This window comes from Methanolobus vulcani (genome assembly GCF_006546655.1).
GTDB lineage: Archaea > Halobacteriota > Methanosarcinia > Methanosarcinales > Methanosarcinaceae > Methanolobus > Methanolobus vulcani_A.
This window is the reverse complement of the sequence record NZ_VIAQ01000019.1, coordinates 1-19,139: the sequence shown is the minus strand read 5'-3', so window position 1 is coordinate 19,139 and position 19,139 is coordinate 1. Positions and strand designations below refer to the sequence as shown.

Below are 19,139 nucleotides of genomic sequence, written 5' to 3'. Positions count from 1 at the left end.
TTCAATCCTTGTTTTAATGGATCTTGATTTTGAATTTTGAATTTAATGAAGCCGAAGAGGAGATGAGATTTGTTTCAATCCTTGTTTTAATGGATCTTGATTTTGAATAGCACCACCACGCCTTAAGTCAGCAGCCGCGTATCTCTGTTTCAATCCTTGTTTTAATGGATCTTGATTTTGAATTCAACCACATCTGCTGCTGGCAATTCTGAATTTACGGGTTTCAATCCTTGTTTTAATGGATCTTGATTTTGAATGGAGACAACGCCACAGACACTTACAGTAGGAACCTGTTTCAATCCTTGTTTTAATGGATCTTGATTTTGAATAATAAGTCTTAGTTCGGCATTTGAACATCCAACATGTTTCAATCCTTGTTTTAATGGATCTTGATTTTGAATGTCTTATGCACCATTTCAGGCGGCAAAGGTATTGAGGGTTTCAATCCTTGTTTTAATGGATCTTGATTTTGAATATTCAGGTATCATGCTTGCGATCCACTGAAATTTATGTTTCAATCCTTGTTTTAATGGATCTTGATTTTGAATAGCACAAATATTTCCTGCTTTTAGCAAAATAACCAGTTAAATTGCTTCTTTCAGAACACGCTGATTCTTGTTGCAAAATTATTGAACTCCTTATAAGTATAAGATAATTATGTCATGCACATATATTTCTGTAACAACAATCAATACATTTGTTCTTTGATTTTGTTGCTTTAGGGTATTTTCCTTTGTCAACTATCTGTATAATATCTGTGATGATGTCATTAGCCTTTTTGAAATCTGATAACTTAAAAGCTAATTCCTTTATCATACTATTACTACGAGTATAGCAGATATATCCTTTTTGAACTTCTATGTTGTAATTCTCTTTTATCAACAATGCCTGTAGAACAAGTTGATATTTGTAAGTTGAGAATACCTTATCTTTATATTCTGCAAACTTATATTCCAAAGGAGCAGCAGTATTATCTTCTAAAAAAAGTACTTCATCCACTATTCCTTTTATGTGGTGGGCTTTGGAAACGACATAGACTTCGGATTCTTTGCTAATACAGTTTAGTTTCTTCCTCACATATTCTCTGTTTGTCATTTGCCGCTTTTTATGAACATCTCTTCCTTTGATGACCTTGAATCTGTTTTCTTCATGTTGAGGTATATCCAGGCAGTACATAAAATAGATAAATCTGGGGCAGAATAGATATTCCAGCACGTCTGAAATAGTAATTATTGTAGAACTTTCACTTTCTAGCTCTTCCATGATATCCTCAGAAGAAAGTTGTTAATACTTCATCACTAACAAGCTCTTTATCAAAAGCTTGTCCTATAAGCTTGACTTTCTTAAAAGATTCATCATCCATTGGGAATATATAGACTGAATCTACTTCAGGGTCTATTAGATCTTCGCATTCAATTGCAAGAGAATCCCTTTGGTTAGCATTGAGATCGCCCAGAAAGACACTTTTTTGAACCCTGTAAAGGCCATAGTTCTTGCATTTATCACTGACTTTTTTTCTGATTGGATCATCAGCAATGTCATATATTACCCACACTAACATTTCTTCACCTTTTCATTTGATAAGTGAATTAGCTATTTTATGACAATCACTTTGTATTGTATTTCTGATTTTGATATTCCTGCCATGATAGCTGATACTCTGGTCTAAAACCTCGTTAAGCGCTTGGATAAGCACAGCTTTACCATCTTTGTTAAGGCTCAGGCCATTGGGGATGCTGTTAAAATAATCCTCTTTGATCTTTCTTTTTGAGAATAGGTTGACCACGGTCCTGTCAACATGGATTCGATACATTTCTATAAGGTCAAATACAAGTGATTTCTTGTTGTAGTTATCAGTGTGTATGAAACCCACATAAGGATCAAGTCCTGAGAGGATACAAGCTTTTTCTACCATTGAATAAAGGACACCATATCCATAATTAAGCAAACAGTTAAATTCATCGACTGCAGGATTTCTGCTTCTTCCTTCAAATTTCCATTTTTCAGGCGTAATATAGCTAAGTGCATTAAAATAGTGTCTTGAAGACATACCTTCTATTCCCAATATAGATCCTCTTGCTTCATCGAGAACCCCGTCAAGTTCAATGAGCTTATCCTTCATTGCTTCTATATTTGTTATGTATTCATCCATTTCTTCACGTTTTTCTGGACGGTTCTTCTTTAGGTCTTTCAGAAATTCGATTTGATTGTTGATTTTTACCTCTATCCAATCTTTTGCAAGGTCAAAGCCTTTCTCTTTGTCTGCAATTTCAAGTTGTTTTCTACGAATAAGTACAGTACTTCCTAATTTGGAATGCCATACTCTTCCATATGGGTCACCAAAATGGTCTAGAAACACTATGTCAATGTTATTTTCAACAGCGAACTTGATAGCATCAGTTGTAATGGTTGCTGATGTGGTTATGAGGATACTTTCAACTTTGTTGGCAGAGACTTCGAACACTTTGTCTTCGTTCTTGACAAGAAAACAGTTCTGTTGTTTTTTGAGGTAAGAGCCACGTGAATTGATTACAAGTTGCATTGTTTCACCGTCCCAAATCCACGTGATACGGATTTGCCTAATCCCAGGTAGTCGGGGATCTGGAAGTTTGTGACAAAGGAGCCTTTGAAGGCAAGTATCTCATTTCCTTTCAGACTTGAACGACGAGCTTTCAGTTCAGTATGGCATTTTATTCTTTCAGGAACTTGGTAATTCAAGGATTTTGACATGGAAAGCATGTTACCGGTTAGATTTCGGTTTAATAGATTTGCCTGTTGTTCCTTGTTAGAGGTTAGATATTTTCTATGATTTTCCTGATTCAGTGCGAACCAGGGTGTTACAAAATCGTATTTGATTAGCTTTTCGGAGATTCCAAATTCTTCTTTCTTGTAGCTTATTCCCCTTTCTAATATCTCATACTCATTGCCATTAAGGTTGATTTTGTCGTACTCATCGTATATTTCTTTGAGCACCTCTGCACCGTCATTTATTCCGATGACTGTGGGTGTTTGTCCTATCATTTTGTACTGGACCATCGGGTACTGGTAGATGAATTTATCAGTGTTATGTTGGTGTAAGAGGTTGTATTCGTTGAATTTGGTGGCAAAGAAGCCTCTAAGCTGTGCACCGGATCCTTTGATGGGGTGGGTGGAGGTGAGGGTTAGGGTGAAAATCTTTAGTTCAATCAAGTAATCAATGTCCCCCCATCTTTTGCTATAAACCCTGTTTCTTCATTATACCAATCATTAAGTTTATCATACGGAATGTAACCAATTCCAGTATCAGAATCAACTAACGCTGGTGCTTTGCTTTTTGGCACTGATATAACATACTCGTAGAACTGCTTTTTAAAATTCAAGAATTTGTTTTTCCTTTCAAGTGAGTTCTTGATTTCACGAAGTGCTTTGAATTGTTGCCAAATAGCATGGGCATTATCATCAATTTCAATGAATACATCTGCTTTTTCATAATCATTTTCAATCAGATGGAAATTTTCCTTGATGTAATCAAAACGCATATTATGTAAAGCATCAAGGATTTTTTTCGCTTCATCTTCACTTTGAGTTTCTTTTATCTTTTTGAAATACTCGTTGTTTAGTTCTAAAAATTGCTTTTCTTCTATGATACCAGTTCCAGCTAGAGTTTCTTTGGTTTTGTCAATCAGAAAAGCAGGATAGATATATTTGTAGTATTCTTTTATCTCGTCTTTGAGAATGAATATCTTTACTTCTCCTTTCTTTTTGGTATCGAAGTTTCTATTGCATCTTCCTGCAACTTGGTTAATGGAGTCCAAAGTACTCATGTCTCTATAAACCACATCAACATCAATGTCAACACCCGCTTCTATCAATTGAGTGCTTACTATTACTCTCCGTTTTTTAGTGTTCTTTATTTGTTTAATTCTTTCAAGGCGTTCTTTTGGAGTTATATGCGTTGAAAGATAAAAGTAGTCAATGGATTGTTTTTTCGGAGATGTGAGATGCTCATATACTTTTTTACTTGCATTGATGGTGTTTAAAACGATTAAAAAATCATTATTTTCCATTGTTTCAATGTCTAATCTTGCCTTTTCCTTGAAATCATCTAAACTCATAGGTTCAGGTAAGTATTGAAGGCTAATTCGATCAAATTTGGAAAAATAGTCATTCTTATTCTTTGCAAGTTCAACAATTTCTCCTTCATTTTCATTAAAAATAAGAGGTTGTGTTGCAGTAACAAAGACAAAATATGTGTTTAGATGCTTGGATAATGTTATAATAAGTTCTTTAAAAAGTAGCCAATACTTATGTGGAATAGATTGAACTTCATCGAGAATAATAATGGAATTAGCAATGCTGTGGAATTTTCTTAATGACCTGTTTCTATTCGATATCAGTGTATGGAAAAACTGTACGAATGTAGTGACAACTATTTCTGAATTCCAACCTTCAATTAATAAAAGAGCTTTATCTTCTTTAAACTCATCATCTTGAAATGTGTACTGGATATCTGACAAGTGGTGATGTTTTAATAGTGTAGATGTATCTGGGTCATCTTCATAAATTGTTTTAAAAACATCTTCGAATACTGAATAATTCTGATCTATTATGCTCAAAAAAGGCAAACTGTATATTATTTTTGGAGAATAATTGAGTTCACTCTCTATCTTTTCTCTTAATTTTAATGACAATGAGAATGAAGTAAGTGTTTTTCCTGTGCCAGTTGGAACATTCAAAGAATAGATTCTATGATCAAGATTTATGTTCTTAATTTCATCTGTAACATCAGAATAGATTAGATTTCGAATGTTGTTTATTCCTTCCTCTGTGTTATTCCATTTTTTAAATTTGCGATATTCATCTACTAATAATGGGCTAATCTTTGGTCGAGTAGACATGCTGAGACTTGCAGCATCTGTTTTATCTGAGTTCAAAAGAACTGAATACAAAAGTTGAAAGAGGATATAACTATATGTTGACCCTTCAATTTTCAAGTGTCTTGCTAATTGCCTTTTGCTTTTTTTTATTTCTATGGACAATGGTTCAATTTGCTTCAAGAAATCATTGGTATTTATGTCAGGTAAAAGTGACTGATAAACCTCATTTATTTGCTTTGAATCTATAGCTTCAGCTTGCTTTTTTAAATATTCAATATTTTCATCATCTAAAGCAAGCAATTCTAAAATAGGGTTATTCAAATTACCATGATGCCTTTTTACAGCTAAATATCCAAATAATGGTATGAAAAAAAGCTCCTCATTTTTTTCTTGAATATGTTGTTTTAGTACATAGTAAGTAAAAACAGCAGAAATCAGTCCATGCCGAGTAAGAGGATTGTTCTTAAATTTTAATTTACGTTGTTCATCCGTTTCTCGTATATAATCTTGAAAATAACGTGTGGCTTTACCAAGGTCATGGCAGGCACCAATGATATATGATATATCTGCAAGAATATTTACATCTAAATTTTCAAAATTTAAATTCTTTGAATTAATAGTAATTCTACTAAGATCTGCAACATTTCCGAGGTGAGTATGGAGTGTTTTCTCAGGGTGAGAGAGTAGTTCATAAGAAGACAATTCTCTCACCATTATCAAGTTCCCAATACGTGTCTAATTTTGCAATTATGGGTTGACCATTACGCTCAAAAGCTACTTTAGAATATTCCAGTACAGTTCTATCCTCTGCCATTTCAATAGGTAAAGTTTCATGGAAATACTCGCCACCATTTTCATCAAACTTGATTTTTAAATTTGAATTTTGTTTGACTGGAATTGCGGAATCTATTCTTACAAAATCTTCGGTTCCATTTTTCAGCTCAGAGCTGAATTCACCAACAAACGCAAAATTTGCAATATGCTCACTTAGTCCAAGACAGGGGGTATAAAAAGACTGATGCTGCGTAAGGTATGAACTCAGTTTTTCATATAATTCAGCTTCTTTATGGCTAAAATATATTCTAAACTTTGCATCCTTTAGAAGTTCGAAGCGTATTTGTGTACGGTTCTTTATTTTACTCATCATTAGTGCAGTTTTGGTGTCGATTAGATTCTCAGAAAGTCTAACCTTTTTTACTGGAGACAACAGTTTCACGGCAATATCAGCTTTATCTTTTGAGAAATAACTAAGATATTCTGTTTTATCAATACCAATAATTGCTGCAATTAAGCCACATATTGCAGTTCGTGGTGGTATGGAAAAAGTGAGTGGTGATGTGGTGGTATAATACTTCCTGAAATGAGCATATTCTCCCCACACATCGAATGCAAGTACCTTATCCACATTAACACCTAAAACTTCAGTTCTTTGATTGATAATTTCTTATTCTTTAGACATTCACTAAGGGTTGTTTCTTTTCCATCAAATAACAAATTCACCCTGTCGTCTATACAGTATTCTACATTATCAATAGTCTCAATGTTTTTAGAAAAGGCACTGATAAGTTGTGAAATATCTAATTTTATCTGGGAGACATCGCGTATTTCATCATCTGGTATGTTTGAATCAAGTTTTAGCATATTATTCAGATCACCGATGTGATAGTTCTCTTTTTTGTAATTGATTTTTAAAATCAATCTTGGAACCTGGCCCACTTTAGATCTAGATATTAGGCTTTTTGTTCCATTCCACATTCCATCTAAAAGTAATTTTATGTCATCTTCCGTCAATCTTGTTTCATTTGCAACATTTTCATTTATGATGCCATAGAAACAAATAAGCGAATAAGGTAAAAAATCTTCTTCTCGGAAGGTTTTTTGTGATGCACCTTTTTTAGATGCAAATGCTCCAGTTCCTTTGAAATGTTTTGTAAAAACTTTATGTAATGAACGTCCTATTTTAAATTGCACTGGACCTGTGTGGGTAATTGAGGAACTTTTGTTAGTTTCTTTTTCAATGGGAAGCGTGACACCAAACAATCTGACATCAATACAATCTTTGAGAACATTTTCATCAATAATTTTTTTCATCTCTGCCAGACTAATATCTTTTTTGTCTACAGCCTTGCCATTTTCCAATAAAAAGTCTTCCGCTCTGAGTTTTGCATCTTGGATATGACCCTCCTCATCTTCAATTTCACGAACGAATATCTCTTGTTCCTTAAATTTATATAGGTAATCTCGAATTGTTCTTTTTAGTCTTACATCTGTAACAAGATTAATTCCAGTTTCTTCATCTATCCTGGGTTTATTCTCATCGAGAGGGTCACCATTGGGGTTCGAATCTTTTGCGTCATACAAAAATAATAATTCTGAACGATTTGAAATTACGTCACTCATCTGCATTCTCTCCTTGGTTCTTAAATATGTATGAAAGGTTCATTCCAAGAACATAATAGAAATTGATTTCATCTTTGGATATATTCCAGTCACTACCTGCTTGTAGCATATATTTTGAAATTAAAGTTTCAAGGTCTAGATAGTAATTTTTCCCATATTCTTCAAGTTTATTTTGAATTTCAGGGAAGAGTTTCTTTACAAGCTTCTCATCTAGTTTTAAGCCATGTAACTTTGTTCTGAAAGGCGATGCTCCTCTATCATGCCACTGAATATTCAATAGGTACTGTGTGAGAGCACCCTGCAAGAAAATAGCTCTTTTTGCAGGTTGGTTAAAAAAATCAGAAAACTCACTAAAAAGTTGATTCGCTTTTTCATCAATAGATGTGTTACATTTATTTAAGGTATCATCAAAATCAGTTCTCACTTTATTCTCTCCATTGAAATTGTCTAGCAGGTCAAGATAATTTAGATAATCTAGTAGTTGAAGGCCTTTGAGGGTAGAATTAATTGTACTTCTATCATTCACAAAGTCTCTCCTCACTTTATCCACTATTTTTTTCACCAAAAAAGTATAACTAAGTGTCTTATTTGAAAAAATATTATTTGCTATTTCTAAAAAATACTTAGTACCGTCTTGTTCTTGGTTACTAAATAAATACCATATATTACCAAATGTAAAGGAGAGTGGATGATTCCTTTTGTAAAGATTATTAAAAGTACTTTTTTTATCCACTATTTTTTTTATTTCAAACAATTTTCTTAATCTGGAAGGAAGAACATCTTCTACATAAAGTAGAATCCTAAAAGCAGCATTTGTTTTCTCAAAAAATAGAATGTTGTTACTAAGTGTATTACTTTGATTTGAAAGAAGCTCAAATATCTCTTCTTCAGTTTCAGACAACAGTCTTCCATATTCTTTTTTGATGGTTAAATTTCCATCAAGTATATTTTCTTTATAATCCTCAAATACTTCATATATATCACTGCTTCCATTTTGTTGGAGAAGTTTTGGGATTATATAATAATTTATACCATATGATTTGTACTTATTGTATTCTTCCAAATACTGTTTTCCAGCCTCAAGAGCAAGAGAACATTTAAGGCATACTGGATAGTTTTTCCAAGATTCACTTCTGTCAAATCCTCCACTGACAAATCCGGGCTTATCTACATTGTAAAATTTATATGTAGTAACTAGTCCATATACTTCTTCACTTTCATGATTGCATACTGAGCAAACTTGATTATGTCCTATGGAGTCAATTTTGTATGTAGCTGAGTGAGATAAGTTTTGAGAATAGTATTGTTCCACTATTTTTTTAAAAACATTGATGTCTCCTATATATTGAGGAGAGAGATTTGTAGTATTTATGATCAAAGTAATGATGGCATTTTCATTTTTTGCAAAATCACTACTTTTTTCAGTTAAATCATTTAAAATAATATCTTTGTTAATCTCCAAGCATTCATATATGCTCTCAAGAAACTTTGATTCAACTTCTTCTATATCTACATTCGTGTCATTGATAACTTTTCTGAACCACGCAATTGTTTTGTTGTTCCATGTTTTATCTAACGTAGTAATTTTAGAAGTAGGGGACAAATCTGTCCCTCTAGAAGATCCACCTTTATATAGGTACTTTTCCTTCTTTTCTTTACTATATTCTTCAAGCTGAATACCACCGTACGTGAATTCAGTTTCAGTTTCATTCAGAATTATTGCTAAAATATGCTTGTAAGTTGGAGATGATGCAGGGTCTTCAATTATAATTTCGATAGGATTCTCTGGATTTTTTTCATCTTTTTTTAGTGCATACTCTCCAATCTCTTTGATTGCTTCAATCACAACATTTCACCAATCCCTACAATGTCATTACGTTGTAAATTATTAATAAACGTTTCTATTTGTCTTTGAGTGTATGTTTATTATTGCTGTTGATAATAATATGAGGTTGGAATGTATATTCTACTTTAAATTCAGTAACATTTTTAGTAAAAATAGAATCAGCTGCCATTCAATTTCTCCAAACACCCATAATAGGAGTAAAGTAACATATATCCTTAGGATAGGGACATTTGGCGGTTTCCGTCCTCGCTGCCTTCGCGGTACTGCGGGCGGCGCACCGCCTTGCATTGGTATTTGACGCACTGTCGTCCTGTGCTCCGGTTGGTGCTCGGACCACAGTGCTTCAAGGTGGCTGGTGCACCGATGCTCTCAGGTTCGCATCCGTGCAAGAAAAGTAAATCAAAAAAAGCGATGCTCATTTTATTGGTACGCTCAAACGTCGCTTGTGCTTGCTGGTGCGTTGGAAACGCAGCTTGTAGTTGACGCTCATGCGCCGCTTAGGCTGTTTTCGGGATACCCTCCGGGAGGGGGTGTGAGTAGGAGGAGCATCTCATAGATTTGTTTTGAAGGATAATGCTTGAAATCATATGGGTACTTATCTTTAAAAATCAAAAAGTAATTTCCGATTAGGCAAAACAATTGGAAGAATTCTTCCAAGGCCTTATATTGATGTTGGAACTACAAAGTTTGTATATGTAAAATGATTATTCTTGAAATGATGTTGGAAGATCTTCCTATTTTGGGTGTTTTCGGAATACTTTCAATTTACAGACAACTGTTTATATTGGGTTAAATAATATTTACCGTTGATCTATTTTGAAAATACAGAATCAAAAGCTTTAAGCTTTAAAAGTGGAGTTTTGTCGTAGAATGGACCGAAAACCTATTGTTGATTTGAATGTTGAGAAGGTTATCGAAATCCATGATTATATTATAGAGTTTGACAAGGCGCTGAATCCTGATGATTATTTACCAGGAATACATGAAATTGGTTCACTAGAAACTTTGTTCGAATGGAGAATACACTCTAATAATAGTGTGTTCCAGAATGCTGCGTTTGCGCTCGATTCTATTACGTGCCGTCATGCATTTCGAAATGGAAACAAAAGGACTGGGTTTGCTGTTGCCTATATTTTACTGGAAGCCGAAGGGTATAAAATCATTGCAACTGAAGACGAAAGATTACAGTTCCTTTTAAAAATAGCAAGATATGAAGTTGATGTGGATTTCATTGAGACTTGGTTGAGACAGAATTCACGTAAGATGGGGCGAATAGAATTTTTGCTTAACTGGATGTTGAAAAGGAAAGAAATAGGTATTGTATATCTTTTTGTGAAGGTTCTATTGACATGTATACCTAATGATTATTACAAAAATATAAATGAAGAAAAAGAAGAGAAAAATGAATAATCACATTTTTGCTAAGGTTTTTAGCAAATCACGATTTTCTTCTACAAAATTGTCCAGTAATGCTCTTTCGTCCAATGTCAACTTATTTAATGAAGTTGACTTGTGTTTAAGTGCAGATAATTTACGAATTTGTTTCCTGAACATGTTTATCACTCCTGAAATCACTAATTATAATGCTGCTTAACTTGTCACTTGTACTGATTCATAGTATAAATAATATTGCGCAATATTATGATATAAAGGTTATTATAGGTATCTATAAGCTATAATATAGATTACTTATACTACTTTTAAAGTCGAACATTCTCGATTAAATCTTTGGTTTCATAGAGGGATAAATGCCATTTTGGGCTATAGGAAATTCATCTGACTGGCCGCAAGACTATGTCTCTAAACTTTATATAATTGCTCGCAATATCCTCTAAATAACTTCCGTGTCTGATCCTGTATCTTCCACGCTTAATCCTTTCAAAATCACCAGATTTACTGACATTCTTATCAAAGAACCTGTCACTTCGTGGACGGAAGAACTTTCGGGTCACAAATCCTTTTGTTCTTAGTTCGTTTACCAGATTATTAAAGAAGGAAATGTCTTTGAATGATTCGTGTAGGTTTGTAGATTGCAGGTATGCAGTAAGATACTGCTTTTTATCCTCATCAGTCACATCGGAATTGCTCTTTGCCCATTGATGATAACCATGCTGGTATTTTTCCTTGTCAAATCCTGATGTTCTTCGGGTGAAGTGGAATATTAGCTTTGCATACATGTAGCGTTTCATCTGCTCTGGGTGGATGAAGAATTGTGCATAAATTGGTTTGCGGCCATTTCCTATGTCTGCAGAGAGTTTTAGTTCATTGCCCAGGACAATTTCATTTCTCAGGTTCTTTTTTGTCTTCTTGTATATCTTGTGTGAGAATCTTGTTGTATTGGGTTCTATGTCAGACACGTATTTTGTGACAAGAAGAGGCGTATTGTCGTGAAAGCTGGAATCCATGAGATTATAGGAGTGGTAGTTGTCCATTACTTTCTTCATGTGTTTGATTGGGTCAAGTGGGAGTGGAGTGTTCCAGCATATCTCTATCTGGCTGATGTTGAACTCAAGAGGTGACTTTCTGATCTCTTCCTGCTCAAAACCATCTCTTTCAAGCATCATATAGTATGCTTTTTTGGCTTTGTGTTTCAGCTCTTGGAGGGCTTCAAGTTCGTATTTCTGGTATTCTTTTTCAAAACCTATAGGAATGAAGTTGTTCTCATCCAGTAGTTCATTATTGAATGCTTCTTCTATTTCTGGAATGTCTTCTTTCATCTTTTTGTAGACTATCCTTTGCAGATTGGCATAGATGAAAAGTGAGACCGGAGCACCTTTTGGAGGATTGTGCCGGAAGCGGTATGTTACTCCTTCAGTTTCCCATAAATAGGAATCTTTGTAGACTTTTGGTACTGATGTTAGATTATAGTCTGTGAGTATGGAACGATGTTTCATGAAATCGTATTCTTCCTCCAGATCAGCAGGCAAGCAGTTTTCAGCATAATCTTCTATGTCTTCTATTGAATAGCCTCTTTTAGATAATTCATTTTTATGACGCATGTAGCGTTCTACTAGTGCTTCTATTTGAAATCGGCGAGATGTATCTTTTATTGTCTTTTTTACGTCACCTTTGTAAGTGAGGTAATCCTTGGAGTAAACCTGCAGGCTTATCCTGTCGATCATCAATGTTGGGTATTCGATATGTTCTGAGTCGTGCTTGTAAAAGTCGTCCGTCAGTAGGGTGTCCCATTCAAGATATCGATCTCTGACAAACTCCCTCTTAAAGTTCGAGAATTTTGATTTCTCATTCTTTAAGAATCTGTCAATCTTTATTCTGTGGCCATTTTTCCTGTAGTAATCGCATATTATGTCGTTGAACTCGGCCAATCTCTCAATATCTTCAGGTTTGCCGTAATAATGTTCTATTTTTTCAATTTCAGTAATTCCAAGGTGCTTTCCTAAAAGTTCGCTGAAGGGAATAGGTGCATCTCCAAGGAAAGAATCAAATAAACAGATATCTTCTTGAAATCGGTTAAAAAGGTCAATATCATATTTGTTCTGTTTGTGATCTTCAAACACTGATTCTGTAGATCTCCAGAAAAAGGTAGGTAGCTCATAGGATTTGACATCAGCAATCGGTATTTTGCTTTCATCACCAAACAGTTTCTCAATAATTATTTTGTTGGCATCTCTGTCAACTATGAAGTTAGATGAAGCATCCATCACAATAACCCCCTTGACCTTTTGAGTTCCTCAAGGGTCATTTCTCCACGTCTAACAGGTTCCAGAAGATCATCCAGCTTTTCGTTTGCTAGTTTCTCTATCCTGAGCATCAGTTGGAATGACTGGGGCATGTGTTCGATTATCTGTTCATCTACTTTCTCAATAGAAGGCTTAATACCTGATATGCTACTATTCATCAATGTGCACTCCCAACGTGCGCGTTTGTGCATCGGTTCACTATCCGCCAAGATTTGTTGGACCGGTGCAGATTCTACATTTTTGTTCAATTATCTGTTCAGTTTACTCTTTGTCGAGTTTAGAGGAATTGTTCCTCAGATGCAAGATTGGAGTACTGTTATAAATAGTATCATAAGTTGTAGGTGACAGAAAATTAATCCCTACCAGTGGGGAATATAAATCAAATCCCCACAAGTTAGATGTCTTCAAATAGTTTGTTTGAAAATTATCTGGCATGGATGATTTGAACTCGGATTATACTTCAGATGATTATGCTAAAGAATATCTCTTAAATAAAACAGATGAAAAGATTATCATGTATCTCATTAATAACAACAATGAGCCTACATATGCTGCAGAAATTGCACGTGAGTTTAAAGCTGATAAATCATGGTTAAAAGGAAAATGTGAAGAGCTGATAGATAAGGGTATTTTGTTATCAGAAAAAAAATGTGCTACTCGGTATAAATATACCGAACATTACTACTTGGGCGATATGACAGACGTTTTGAATTACTTGTATGCACAGGGTTCAAAAAGCCTGATTGATCATATCATGACAAAAGACTATTATAAGTCACAAATTGATAATCTGATTTCTATTTTTGAAAATAAACGGGTATCTTCAGGCCACAATGCTTTTTCAGCAAACGAAAAAGAAGTGATACAATTATGTCTTAAATATTCTTACAAGGCTCTATATGTTGTATTGGGTATCTACGATTGTGAGGAGCTTTCAGGATGGCTTGTTTATGAACACAAAGTTTTAGCCAAGCACTTAAAACAAGGTCGATTTATATCGGTGTCTACAATAGCCGCTGCCATAGTCGAAAGTGAGGTGGTTGCTGAGGATAAACAAGTTCAACTTCTCAATGAGATTCATGATAAAGCTTTGAGTTCTTTGACTCCAAGAGTTAAGCATTTTGAGAGTCTACTTGATAAAAGTAAAGTACCTATTTTATTTGAGCAAATTTTGTGTGATTACCCATTTTTAGAACTTTTGACAGCAGAAGAAGATCGTGAACAGCTCAGATTGGATGTTAAAAGAGTTCATTTCTTAGTTAATGACATAATGGACCCTTCATTTAATCCTATTTTAGAGAAAGATGAAAAAGATAGATATGCACATTGGCCTTCCTTTGATCTTAAACGTTTATCTTCTTAAGAACATCATTAATTCGAGCTTCTACTAATTCATCAACCTTTGATTGCATGAGCTGGGTAAGTTTGTCATCGGCTGTCTTCATTTCAGAGTCCATCTTAATTGCTGTTTTCTGGTCAAGGACCATTGAACAGCTACTACAATATTTTGCATCATGTGGGTTAAGGCTTTTACAGCGAGGGCATTCTATTGGCTTTAGTTCCAGCTTTTCCTTTTTAGTCTCATCTTCTATTATTCCGTAGGATGCTAGGACCTTCTTTTCCACGTCATCTCCTGATAGGTGGATGTAGGTGGCAGGCATTTTGGAATCTGCTTCCCAACCTGCGATTATCCTTAATTCTGTTTCCTTGAACCCACGTTTGACAAGGTCAGTGAGCTTTCCGTGTCTGAATGCATGTGGGTGTACATTTTTCTTAACACCTGCATCATTTGCTACTGTCTTTAGCATGTTCTGAACTGTGCGTATGTCAAGCCTTTTTGGTTCTTTTCCGCTATTTCTGAATGTGACAAATAAAGGTGCATTGGGGTCGTCTTTGTTGGGGTGCTGATTTATCCATGCTTGAAGGTCCGGTACTGCTTCAATGAGTCTAATTCTTCTCATTCCAGTTTTGCCTTCGACAACTATCACAGCTCCGTATTTATCTATCTCTACATGTCTAAGGTCCAGATTGAGTATCTCAGTAGCTCTTGCGGCACTATCCCAGAAGGACATAACAATAGCTCTATCACGTTGTGTCTTGCAGGCAGGTAATAGTTTTTTGATATCTGCAGGAACAATTATCTCTTTGGTTGGCAAGTGGTTCTTTGGTGCCCTTGACTTGATATTGTCAAAGAAGTCATTTTCAGGCTTTAGCCACTTGAAGAAAAGTCTCAGGTCCACAATGTCATTATGAACTGTTTTTGGTTTGTTGTTCTTCCTTCGGTAGAGGATGTAGTTCTCAATGTCTTTTTTAGTTATATCATTGACATTTTTGTTATCATGGAATTTCAGGAAGGTATAAACTTTCCATAGCTTAGTGTTGATTGTTGTTTCCTTGAAGTTATTAAGATCAAGACTCCTGGCATAATCTTCAAGGGGTTCTTTGTTCTCTCCTTCTACCTCAGGCGCATATTTCATACTATCTAGTATGCTTTATACAGTAATAAATATTACGTGACCCTGTAAGTAGGGCTTAGGACCCTGTCTCGTAGGAGTTCGTGCGTTCGAATCGCACCTCCCGCACCAGTTTCTATATTCATTAGAGTGTTTTTATTGATGATGCTTTTAAACCTCATAAAGTGATCAATTTACACAAAGATCAATACCAATATTATCAATCTCTTCCATTTCATTATCAAAAAGACTGATCATAACTCTATAACTTCCCGAATTCACAGAATATAGCTGATTGGAGTAATTAATTCCTTTTGAAATAGTATTGTATGCTGTCAGGTCGAAACTTGTTGTGTAGTCAAAACCATTAATTGATTCTCCGGTTTCAACGTTCACAAACTGGTATGTCACTGTATATCTGCTTTCTTCGGATGTGGGATTTGCCACAGTAAAGTACACAGACATGCTATCCGATTCTTCAGGTTCTCTGGGGCTGGTCAGGTCAGTGCTGTCAACTATACTGTATCCATTTTCATAAGTGCCGTCAAATCTCAACAGTCCGGTGTCATTTTCTTCGTATCTATTAGTGAAAGTCAGACAACTGAATCCATTGTCACTGCGGTCTGTCAGGTAGATGGAACCTTCGGTTGAGTTTTCGGGTGCTTCGCTTATGACTTCGAAGGTGTATGCCATGTTCCGGGGTGAAATGTTGCTGACAAGTTTTTCATTGAAATCTTCCCAGCTTACTGGTACTGCAATGTAACCGTTATCACTGCCAAAGACTCCTCTTGTGATGGCACCACTGGAGTCAGTGAGGTAGATGTACTGCTCATCATATCCTACTGCGAGTATTGCGTGTCCTTCTTTTTCTTCATCTGAATTCATGTATTGGAATGCCATGAGGACAGGTTGTCCGTTATTTATATTACTCTTTATCAGGTCATCAAAGGTTTCGTTGTCAAAATCTGTGATGGTTAATCCCCATATAATTCTTCTAATTTCCAATGAATGCTCTTGTTCTGCATAATCCTCAATGGAAGTGTCAGATGGGTTGTATTGTTCGGAAAAAGTGTCGTAATATCCTGAGTCAAAGTAATCTGCTATTTCCCATGTTTCAATGTCCTTTCCATTATAATTGAACATCATGGTAAGGCAATAGTAAAGGCACCAGTTAGTGTTTCCCTGATTATAATACGGAACATCCAGGACTGTGTCTGATGGCAGTGAACTTTCAATACCGTACAGCATATCGGTCTCTTTAGTAGAAGCAACATTGCATGTGCATAATATCAAAATAGAAAGCAGAGTTGCAACTACTTTGCCTGCATATGCATAGCCACAGCTATTGATGTTATGTGGATCCCCCGATCCGCTCATACTCCGTTTGACTCCTGGTCTTGTTTTTCAGGGCGTATGTTATATCCTTCACATGGATGGTCTATGAACATCACGCTACAATGCAAATTTTATCTTTGCATGTCTGATATTATTTTTTAATCATGTGTAGTGGTATAAATACATGACTGGAAACACAAATCTGCTTATGGTGATTATGATGAGGCAGCAATGTGGTATTTGTTCTAAACACTATTTTGAAAACAGACGTAAATGTGTAATTGTGCTAAATTGGGCGAGGATGTTGTTTGAACAGGAAATTAATAGAGAATTTGTAATTTATGGGCAATTCTCATGAATATCTTGGGTTCACTATTCTATCAATTTTGTATTTTATCACATATTTTCGCTAAGTAATGGTCATTTCATACTTGCTATCCGCAACGTTTTTATAGTAAGCCTGTTATGTAGGGGTGCTCGCGACGAGCACAATGATGCGGCTTCCGCATCAGATTATTTGTTCGCGAGAATCATTCGATGAAGTAATAACTTTCATTTCATCATGGCAGGTGTGATCAAAGGTCAATCCTTTGGCTTCGAACCTTGTGTTCGAAAGCTATATATACGATTGTGACCTTTGAAGGAGTCCGCGCAAATTGCGCGAAAACACTTACAATCACCGCCTTACAAGTGGAGACAGAAGTTTTTTCTGTCTGACGTTGGATTTGGCAGTTCGGTTAATTCTGACCGGTAGTGTATAACTACTAAACAAAAATTAAGGAATTAACCAACTATGTGCAAATAGGAAATATTCTCTCAAAGAGAGTTCTTTCCGACTGATTCCTAATGACTTCCAAAATAAACAATACTTTGTGTGTGGATTAACAATTCTGGTTGATCCTGCCAGAGGTCACTGCTATCAGTATTCGACTAAGCCATGCGAGTCAAATGTTCTTCGTGAACATGGCGTACTGCTCAGTAACACGTGGATAATCTGCCCTAAGGTCAGGTATAACTCCGGGAAACTGGTGATAATCCCTGATAACTCATAGATACTGGAATGTTCTGTGATTCAAAGCTCCGGCGCCTTAGGATGAATCTGCGGTCTATCAGGTAGTAGTGGGTGTAGTGTACCTACTAGCCTACGACGGATACGGGTTGTGAGAGCAAGAGCCCGGAGATGGATTCTGAGACATGAATCCAGGCCCTACGGGGCGCAGCAGGCGCGAAAACTTTACAATGCGGGAAACCGCGATAAGGGGATACTGAGTGCCAGCATATTATGTTGGCTGTCCATATGTGTAAATAACATGTGTTAGCAAGGGCCGGGCAAGACCGGTGCCAGCCGCCGCGGTAACACCGGCGGCCCGAGTGGTGGCCACTATTATTGGGTCTAAAGGGTCCGTAGCCGGTTTGATCAGTCTTCCGGGAAATCTGACAGCTCAACTGTTAGGCTTCTGGGGGATACTGTCAGACTTGGGACCGGGAGAGGTAAGAGGTACTACAGGGGTAGGAGTGAAATCTTGTAATCCTTGTGGGACCACCAGTGGCGAAGGCGTCTTACCAGAACGGGTCCGACGGTGAGGGACGAAAGCTGGGGGCACGAACCGGATTAGATACCCGGGTAGTCCCAGCCGTAAACGATGCTCGCTAGGTGTCTGGGACGGTGCGACCGTTTCAGGTGCCGCAGGGAAGCCGTGAAGCGAGCCACCTGGGAAGTACGGCCGCAAGGCTGAAACTTAAAGGAATTGGCGGGGGAGCACTACAACGGGTGGAGCCTGCGGTTTAATTGGACTCAACGCCGGAAAACTCACCTGGGGCGACAGCAATATGTAGGTCAGGCTGAAGGTCTTACCTGAATCGCTGAGAGGAGGTGCATGGCCGTCGTCAGTTCGTACTGTGAAGCATCCTGTTAAGTCAGGCAACGAGCGAGACCCGTGCCCACTGTTGCCAGCATATCCTTCGGGATGATGGGTACTCTGTGGGGACCGCCGGTGCTAAACCGGAGGAAGGTGCGGGCTACGGTAGGTCAGTATGCCCCGAATCTCCAGGGCTACACGCGGGCTACAATGGCCGGGACAATGGGTCCCTACCCTGAAAAGGGTTGGTAATCTCATAAACCCGTCCGTAGTTCGAATTGAGGGCTGTAACTCGCCCTCATGAAGCTGGAATCCGTAGTAATCGCGTTTCAATATAGCGCGGTGAATACGTCCCTGCTCCTTGCACACACCGCCCGTCAAACCACCCGAGTGAGGTATGGGTGAGGGCATGGACTCGTGCCGTGTTCGAACCTAAATTTCGCAAGGGGGGTTAAGTCGTAACAAGGTAGCCGTAGGGGAATCTGCGGCTGGATCACCTCCTAAGCATGATAGACACAAAGTCTATCACCACTTACCGGTCAGAAATCGAAAGACTGTCAGATTCAAGAAAAAAGGCAAGATTCAATAAGTGAATCTTCTATGGGCTTGTAGATCAGTTGGAAGATCGTCGCCTTTGCAAGGCGAAGGCCCAGGGTTCGAATCCCTGCAAGTCCATTATTAGTGCACCC

At 36.8% G+C, this 19,139-nt stretch carries 14 protein-coding genes, 1 tRNA gene, 1 rRNA gene and 1 CRISPR repeat array (1 of these 17 running past the window's edge); of the genes, 4 read left to right on the top strand and 12 right to left on the bottom strand.

The annotated features are described in order from the left end of the window. Nucleotides 1–548: a CRISPR direct-repeat array (repeat unit 37 nt; unit sequence GTTTCAATCCTTGTTTTAATGGATCTTGATTTTGAAT) (it extends 4,667 nt beyond the left edge of the window). A gap of 112 nt (nucleotides 549–660) precedes the next feature. The 8 genes from cas4 to FKV42_RS11405 are packed head-to-tail and all read right to left on the bottom strand — an operon-like array spanning nucleotide 661 to nucleotide 9,102. Next, complete coding sequence (gene cas4 / locus FKV42_RS11440; protein WP_154810420.1) at nucleotides 661–1,263, bottom strand: CRISPR-associated protein Cas4; 603 nt, start codon at nucleotides 1,261–1,263, stop codon at nucleotides 661–663. A 7-nt stretch (nucleotides 1,264–1,270) separates the two neighbouring features. Next, nucleotides 1,271–1,561 carry a CRISPR-associated endonuclease Cas2 gene (cas2, locus tag FKV42_RS11435; RefSeq protein WP_154810418.1) on the bottom strand — a complete coding sequence of 97 codons (291 nt, stop codon included), beginning with the start codon at nucleotides 1,559–1,561 and terminating at the stop codon, nucleotides 1,271–1,273. Nucleotides 1,562–1,573: 12 nt separating this feature from the next. Next, nucleotides 1,574–2,542 (bottom strand): CRISPR-associated endonuclease Cas1, encoded by a 969-nt coding sequence (gene cas1, locus FKV42_RS11430; protein ID WP_154810416.1) that lies wholly within the window; start codon nucleotides 2,540–2,542, stop codon nucleotides 1,574–1,576. After that, on the bottom strand, nucleotides 2,530–3,189 hold the full coding sequence (locus tag FKV42_RS11425; protein ID WP_230375665.1) for a CRISPR-associated endonuclease Cas6: 660 nt from the start codon (nucleotides 3,187–3,189) through the stop codon (nucleotides 2,530–2,532). The genes cas1 and FKV42_RS11425 overlap by 13 nt, the downstream gene beginning before the upstream one ends. Further along, on the bottom strand, nucleotides 3,186–5,558 hold the full coding sequence (cas3, locus tag FKV42_RS11420; protein WP_196214126.1) for a CRISPR-associated helicase Cas3': 2,373 nt from the start codon (nucleotides 5,556–5,558) through the stop codon (nucleotides 3,186–3,188). The genes FKV42_RS11425 and cas3 overlap by 4 nt, the downstream gene beginning before the upstream one ends. Further along, nucleotides 5,545–6,261, bottom strand: a complete 717-nt coding sequence (gene cas5b / locus FKV42_RS11415) for a type I-B CRISPR-associated protein Cas5b (protein WP_154810412.1) — start codon at nucleotides 6,259–6,261, stop codon at nucleotides 5,545–5,547. The genes cas3 and cas5b overlap by 14 nt, the downstream gene beginning before the upstream one ends. An 8-nt stretch (nucleotides 6,262–6,269) precedes the next feature. Continuing rightward, entirely contained in the window at nucleotides 6,270–7,256 is a 987-nt protein-coding gene (gene cas7b, locus FKV42_RS11410; protein ID WP_154810410.1) for a type I-B CRISPR-associated protein Cas7/Csh2, read from the bottom strand. Continuing rightward, nucleotides 7,249–9,102, bottom strand: a complete 1,854-nt coding sequence (locus FKV42_RS11405; RefSeq protein WP_154810408.1) for a TIGR02556 family CRISPR-associated protein — start codon at nucleotides 9,100–9,102, stop codon at nucleotides 7,249–7,251. The genes cas7b and FKV42_RS11405 overlap by 8 nt, the downstream gene beginning before the upstream one ends. Before the next feature lie 870 nt (nucleotides 9,103–9,972). Here FKV42_RS11405 and FKV42_RS11400 point away from each other — a divergent pair. Beyond that, entirely contained in the window at nucleotides 9,973–10,512 is a 540-nt protein-coding gene (locus FKV42_RS11400; RefSeq protein WP_154810406.1) for a type II toxin-antitoxin system death-on-curing family toxin, read from the top strand. Between the two features lie 362 nt (nucleotides 10,513–10,874). On the opposite strand, the gene FKV42_RS11395 is transcribed toward FKV42_RS11400, so the two are convergent. Together FKV42_RS11395 and FKV42_RS11390 are read right to left on the bottom strand one after the other, a co-directional pair. Beyond that, nucleotides 10,875–12,764 carry a hypothetical protein gene (locus tag FKV42_RS11395; protein WP_154810404.1) on the bottom strand — a complete coding sequence of 630 codons (1,890 nt, stop codon included), beginning with the start codon at nucleotides 12,762–12,764 and terminating at the stop codon, nucleotides 10,875–10,877. Continuing rightward, on the bottom strand, nucleotides 12,764–12,961 hold the full coding sequence (locus FKV42_RS11390; RefSeq protein WP_154810403.1) for a hypothetical protein: 198 nt from the start codon (nucleotides 12,959–12,961) through the stop codon (nucleotides 12,764–12,766). The genes FKV42_RS11395 and FKV42_RS11390 overlap by 1 nt, the downstream gene beginning before the upstream one ends. 275 nt (nucleotides 12,962–13,236) lie before the next feature. Between FKV42_RS11390 and FKV42_RS11385 the strand changes: the two genes are divergently transcribed. Next, entirely contained in the window at nucleotides 13,237–14,166 is a 930-nt protein-coding gene (locus tag FKV42_RS11385; protein WP_154810402.1) for a hypothetical protein, read from the top strand. Here the strand turns inward: FKV42_RS11385 and FKV42_RS11380 are convergent. Both FKV42_RS11380 and FKV42_RS11375 read right to left on the bottom strand, forming a co-directional pair. Continuing rightward, on the bottom strand, nucleotides 14,147–15,280 hold the full coding sequence (locus FKV42_RS11380) for a site-specific integrase (RefSeq protein ID WP_154810401.1): 1,134 nt from the start codon (nucleotides 15,278–15,280) through the stop codon (nucleotides 14,147–14,149). The two genes, FKV42_RS11385 and FKV42_RS11380, sit on opposite strands and share 20 nt — an antisense overlap. 165 nt (nucleotides 15,281–15,445) lie before the next feature. Next, nucleotides 15,446–16,633: a C39 family peptidase gene (locus FKV42_RS11375; RefSeq protein WP_154810400.1), complete on the bottom strand. Its 1,188-nt coding sequence runs from the start codon at nucleotides 16,631–16,633 to the stop codon at nucleotides 15,446–15,448. An 845-nt stretch (nucleotides 16,634–17,478) separates the two neighbouring features. On the opposite strand from FKV42_RS11375, the gene FKV42_RS11370 reads away from it, so the two are divergent. Both FKV42_RS11370 and FKV42_RS11365 read left to right on the top strand, forming a co-directional pair. Further along, nucleotides 17,479–18,952, top strand: a 16S ribosomal RNA gene (locus tag FKV42_RS11370). A gap of 100 nt (nucleotides 18,953–19,052) precedes the next feature. Further along, nucleotides 19,053–19,125: transfer RNA gene (locus FKV42_RS11365), tRNA-Ala, on the top strand. Nucleotides 19,126–19,139 lie beyond the last annotated feature (14 nt).

Coding starts and splice junctions, on each gene's coding strand:
- FKV42_RS11400 (WP_154810406.1), top strand. CDS start 9,973: ATGGACCGAAAACCTATTGTTGATTTGAATGTTGAGAAGGTTATCGAA.
- cas4 (WP_154810420.1), bottom strand. CDS start 1,263: ATGGAAGAGCTAGAAAGTGAAAGTTCTACAATAATTACTATTTCAGAC.
- FKV42_RS11375 (WP_154810400.1), bottom strand. CDS start 16,633: ATGAGCGGATCGGGGGATCCACATAACATCAATAGCTGTGGCTATGCA.
- cas1 (WP_154810416.1), bottom strand. CDS start 2,542: ATGCAACTTGTAATCAATTCACGTGGCTCTTACCTCAAAAAACAACAG.
- FKV42_RS11380 (WP_154810401.1), bottom strand. CDS start 15,280: ATGAAATATGCGCCTGAGGTAGAAGGAGAGAACAAAGAACCCCTTGAA.
- FKV42_RS11385 (WP_154810402.1), top strand. CDS start 13,237: ATGGATGATTTGAACTCGGATTATACTTCAGATGATTATGCTAAAGAA.
- cas7b (WP_154810410.1), bottom strand. CDS start 7,256: ATGAGTGACGTAATTTCAAATCGTTCAGAATTATTATTTTTGTATGAC.
- FKV42_RS11395 (WP_154810404.1), bottom strand. CDS start 12,764: ATGGATGCTTCATCTAACTTCATAGTTGACAGAGATGCCAACAAAATA.
- FKV42_RS11390 (WP_154810403.1), bottom strand. CDS start 12,961: ATGAATAGTAGCATATCAGGTATTAAGCCTTCTATTGAGAAAGTAGAT.
- cas2 (WP_154810418.1), bottom strand. CDS start 1,561: ATGTTAGTGTGGGTAATATATGACATTGCTGATGATCCAATCAGAAAA.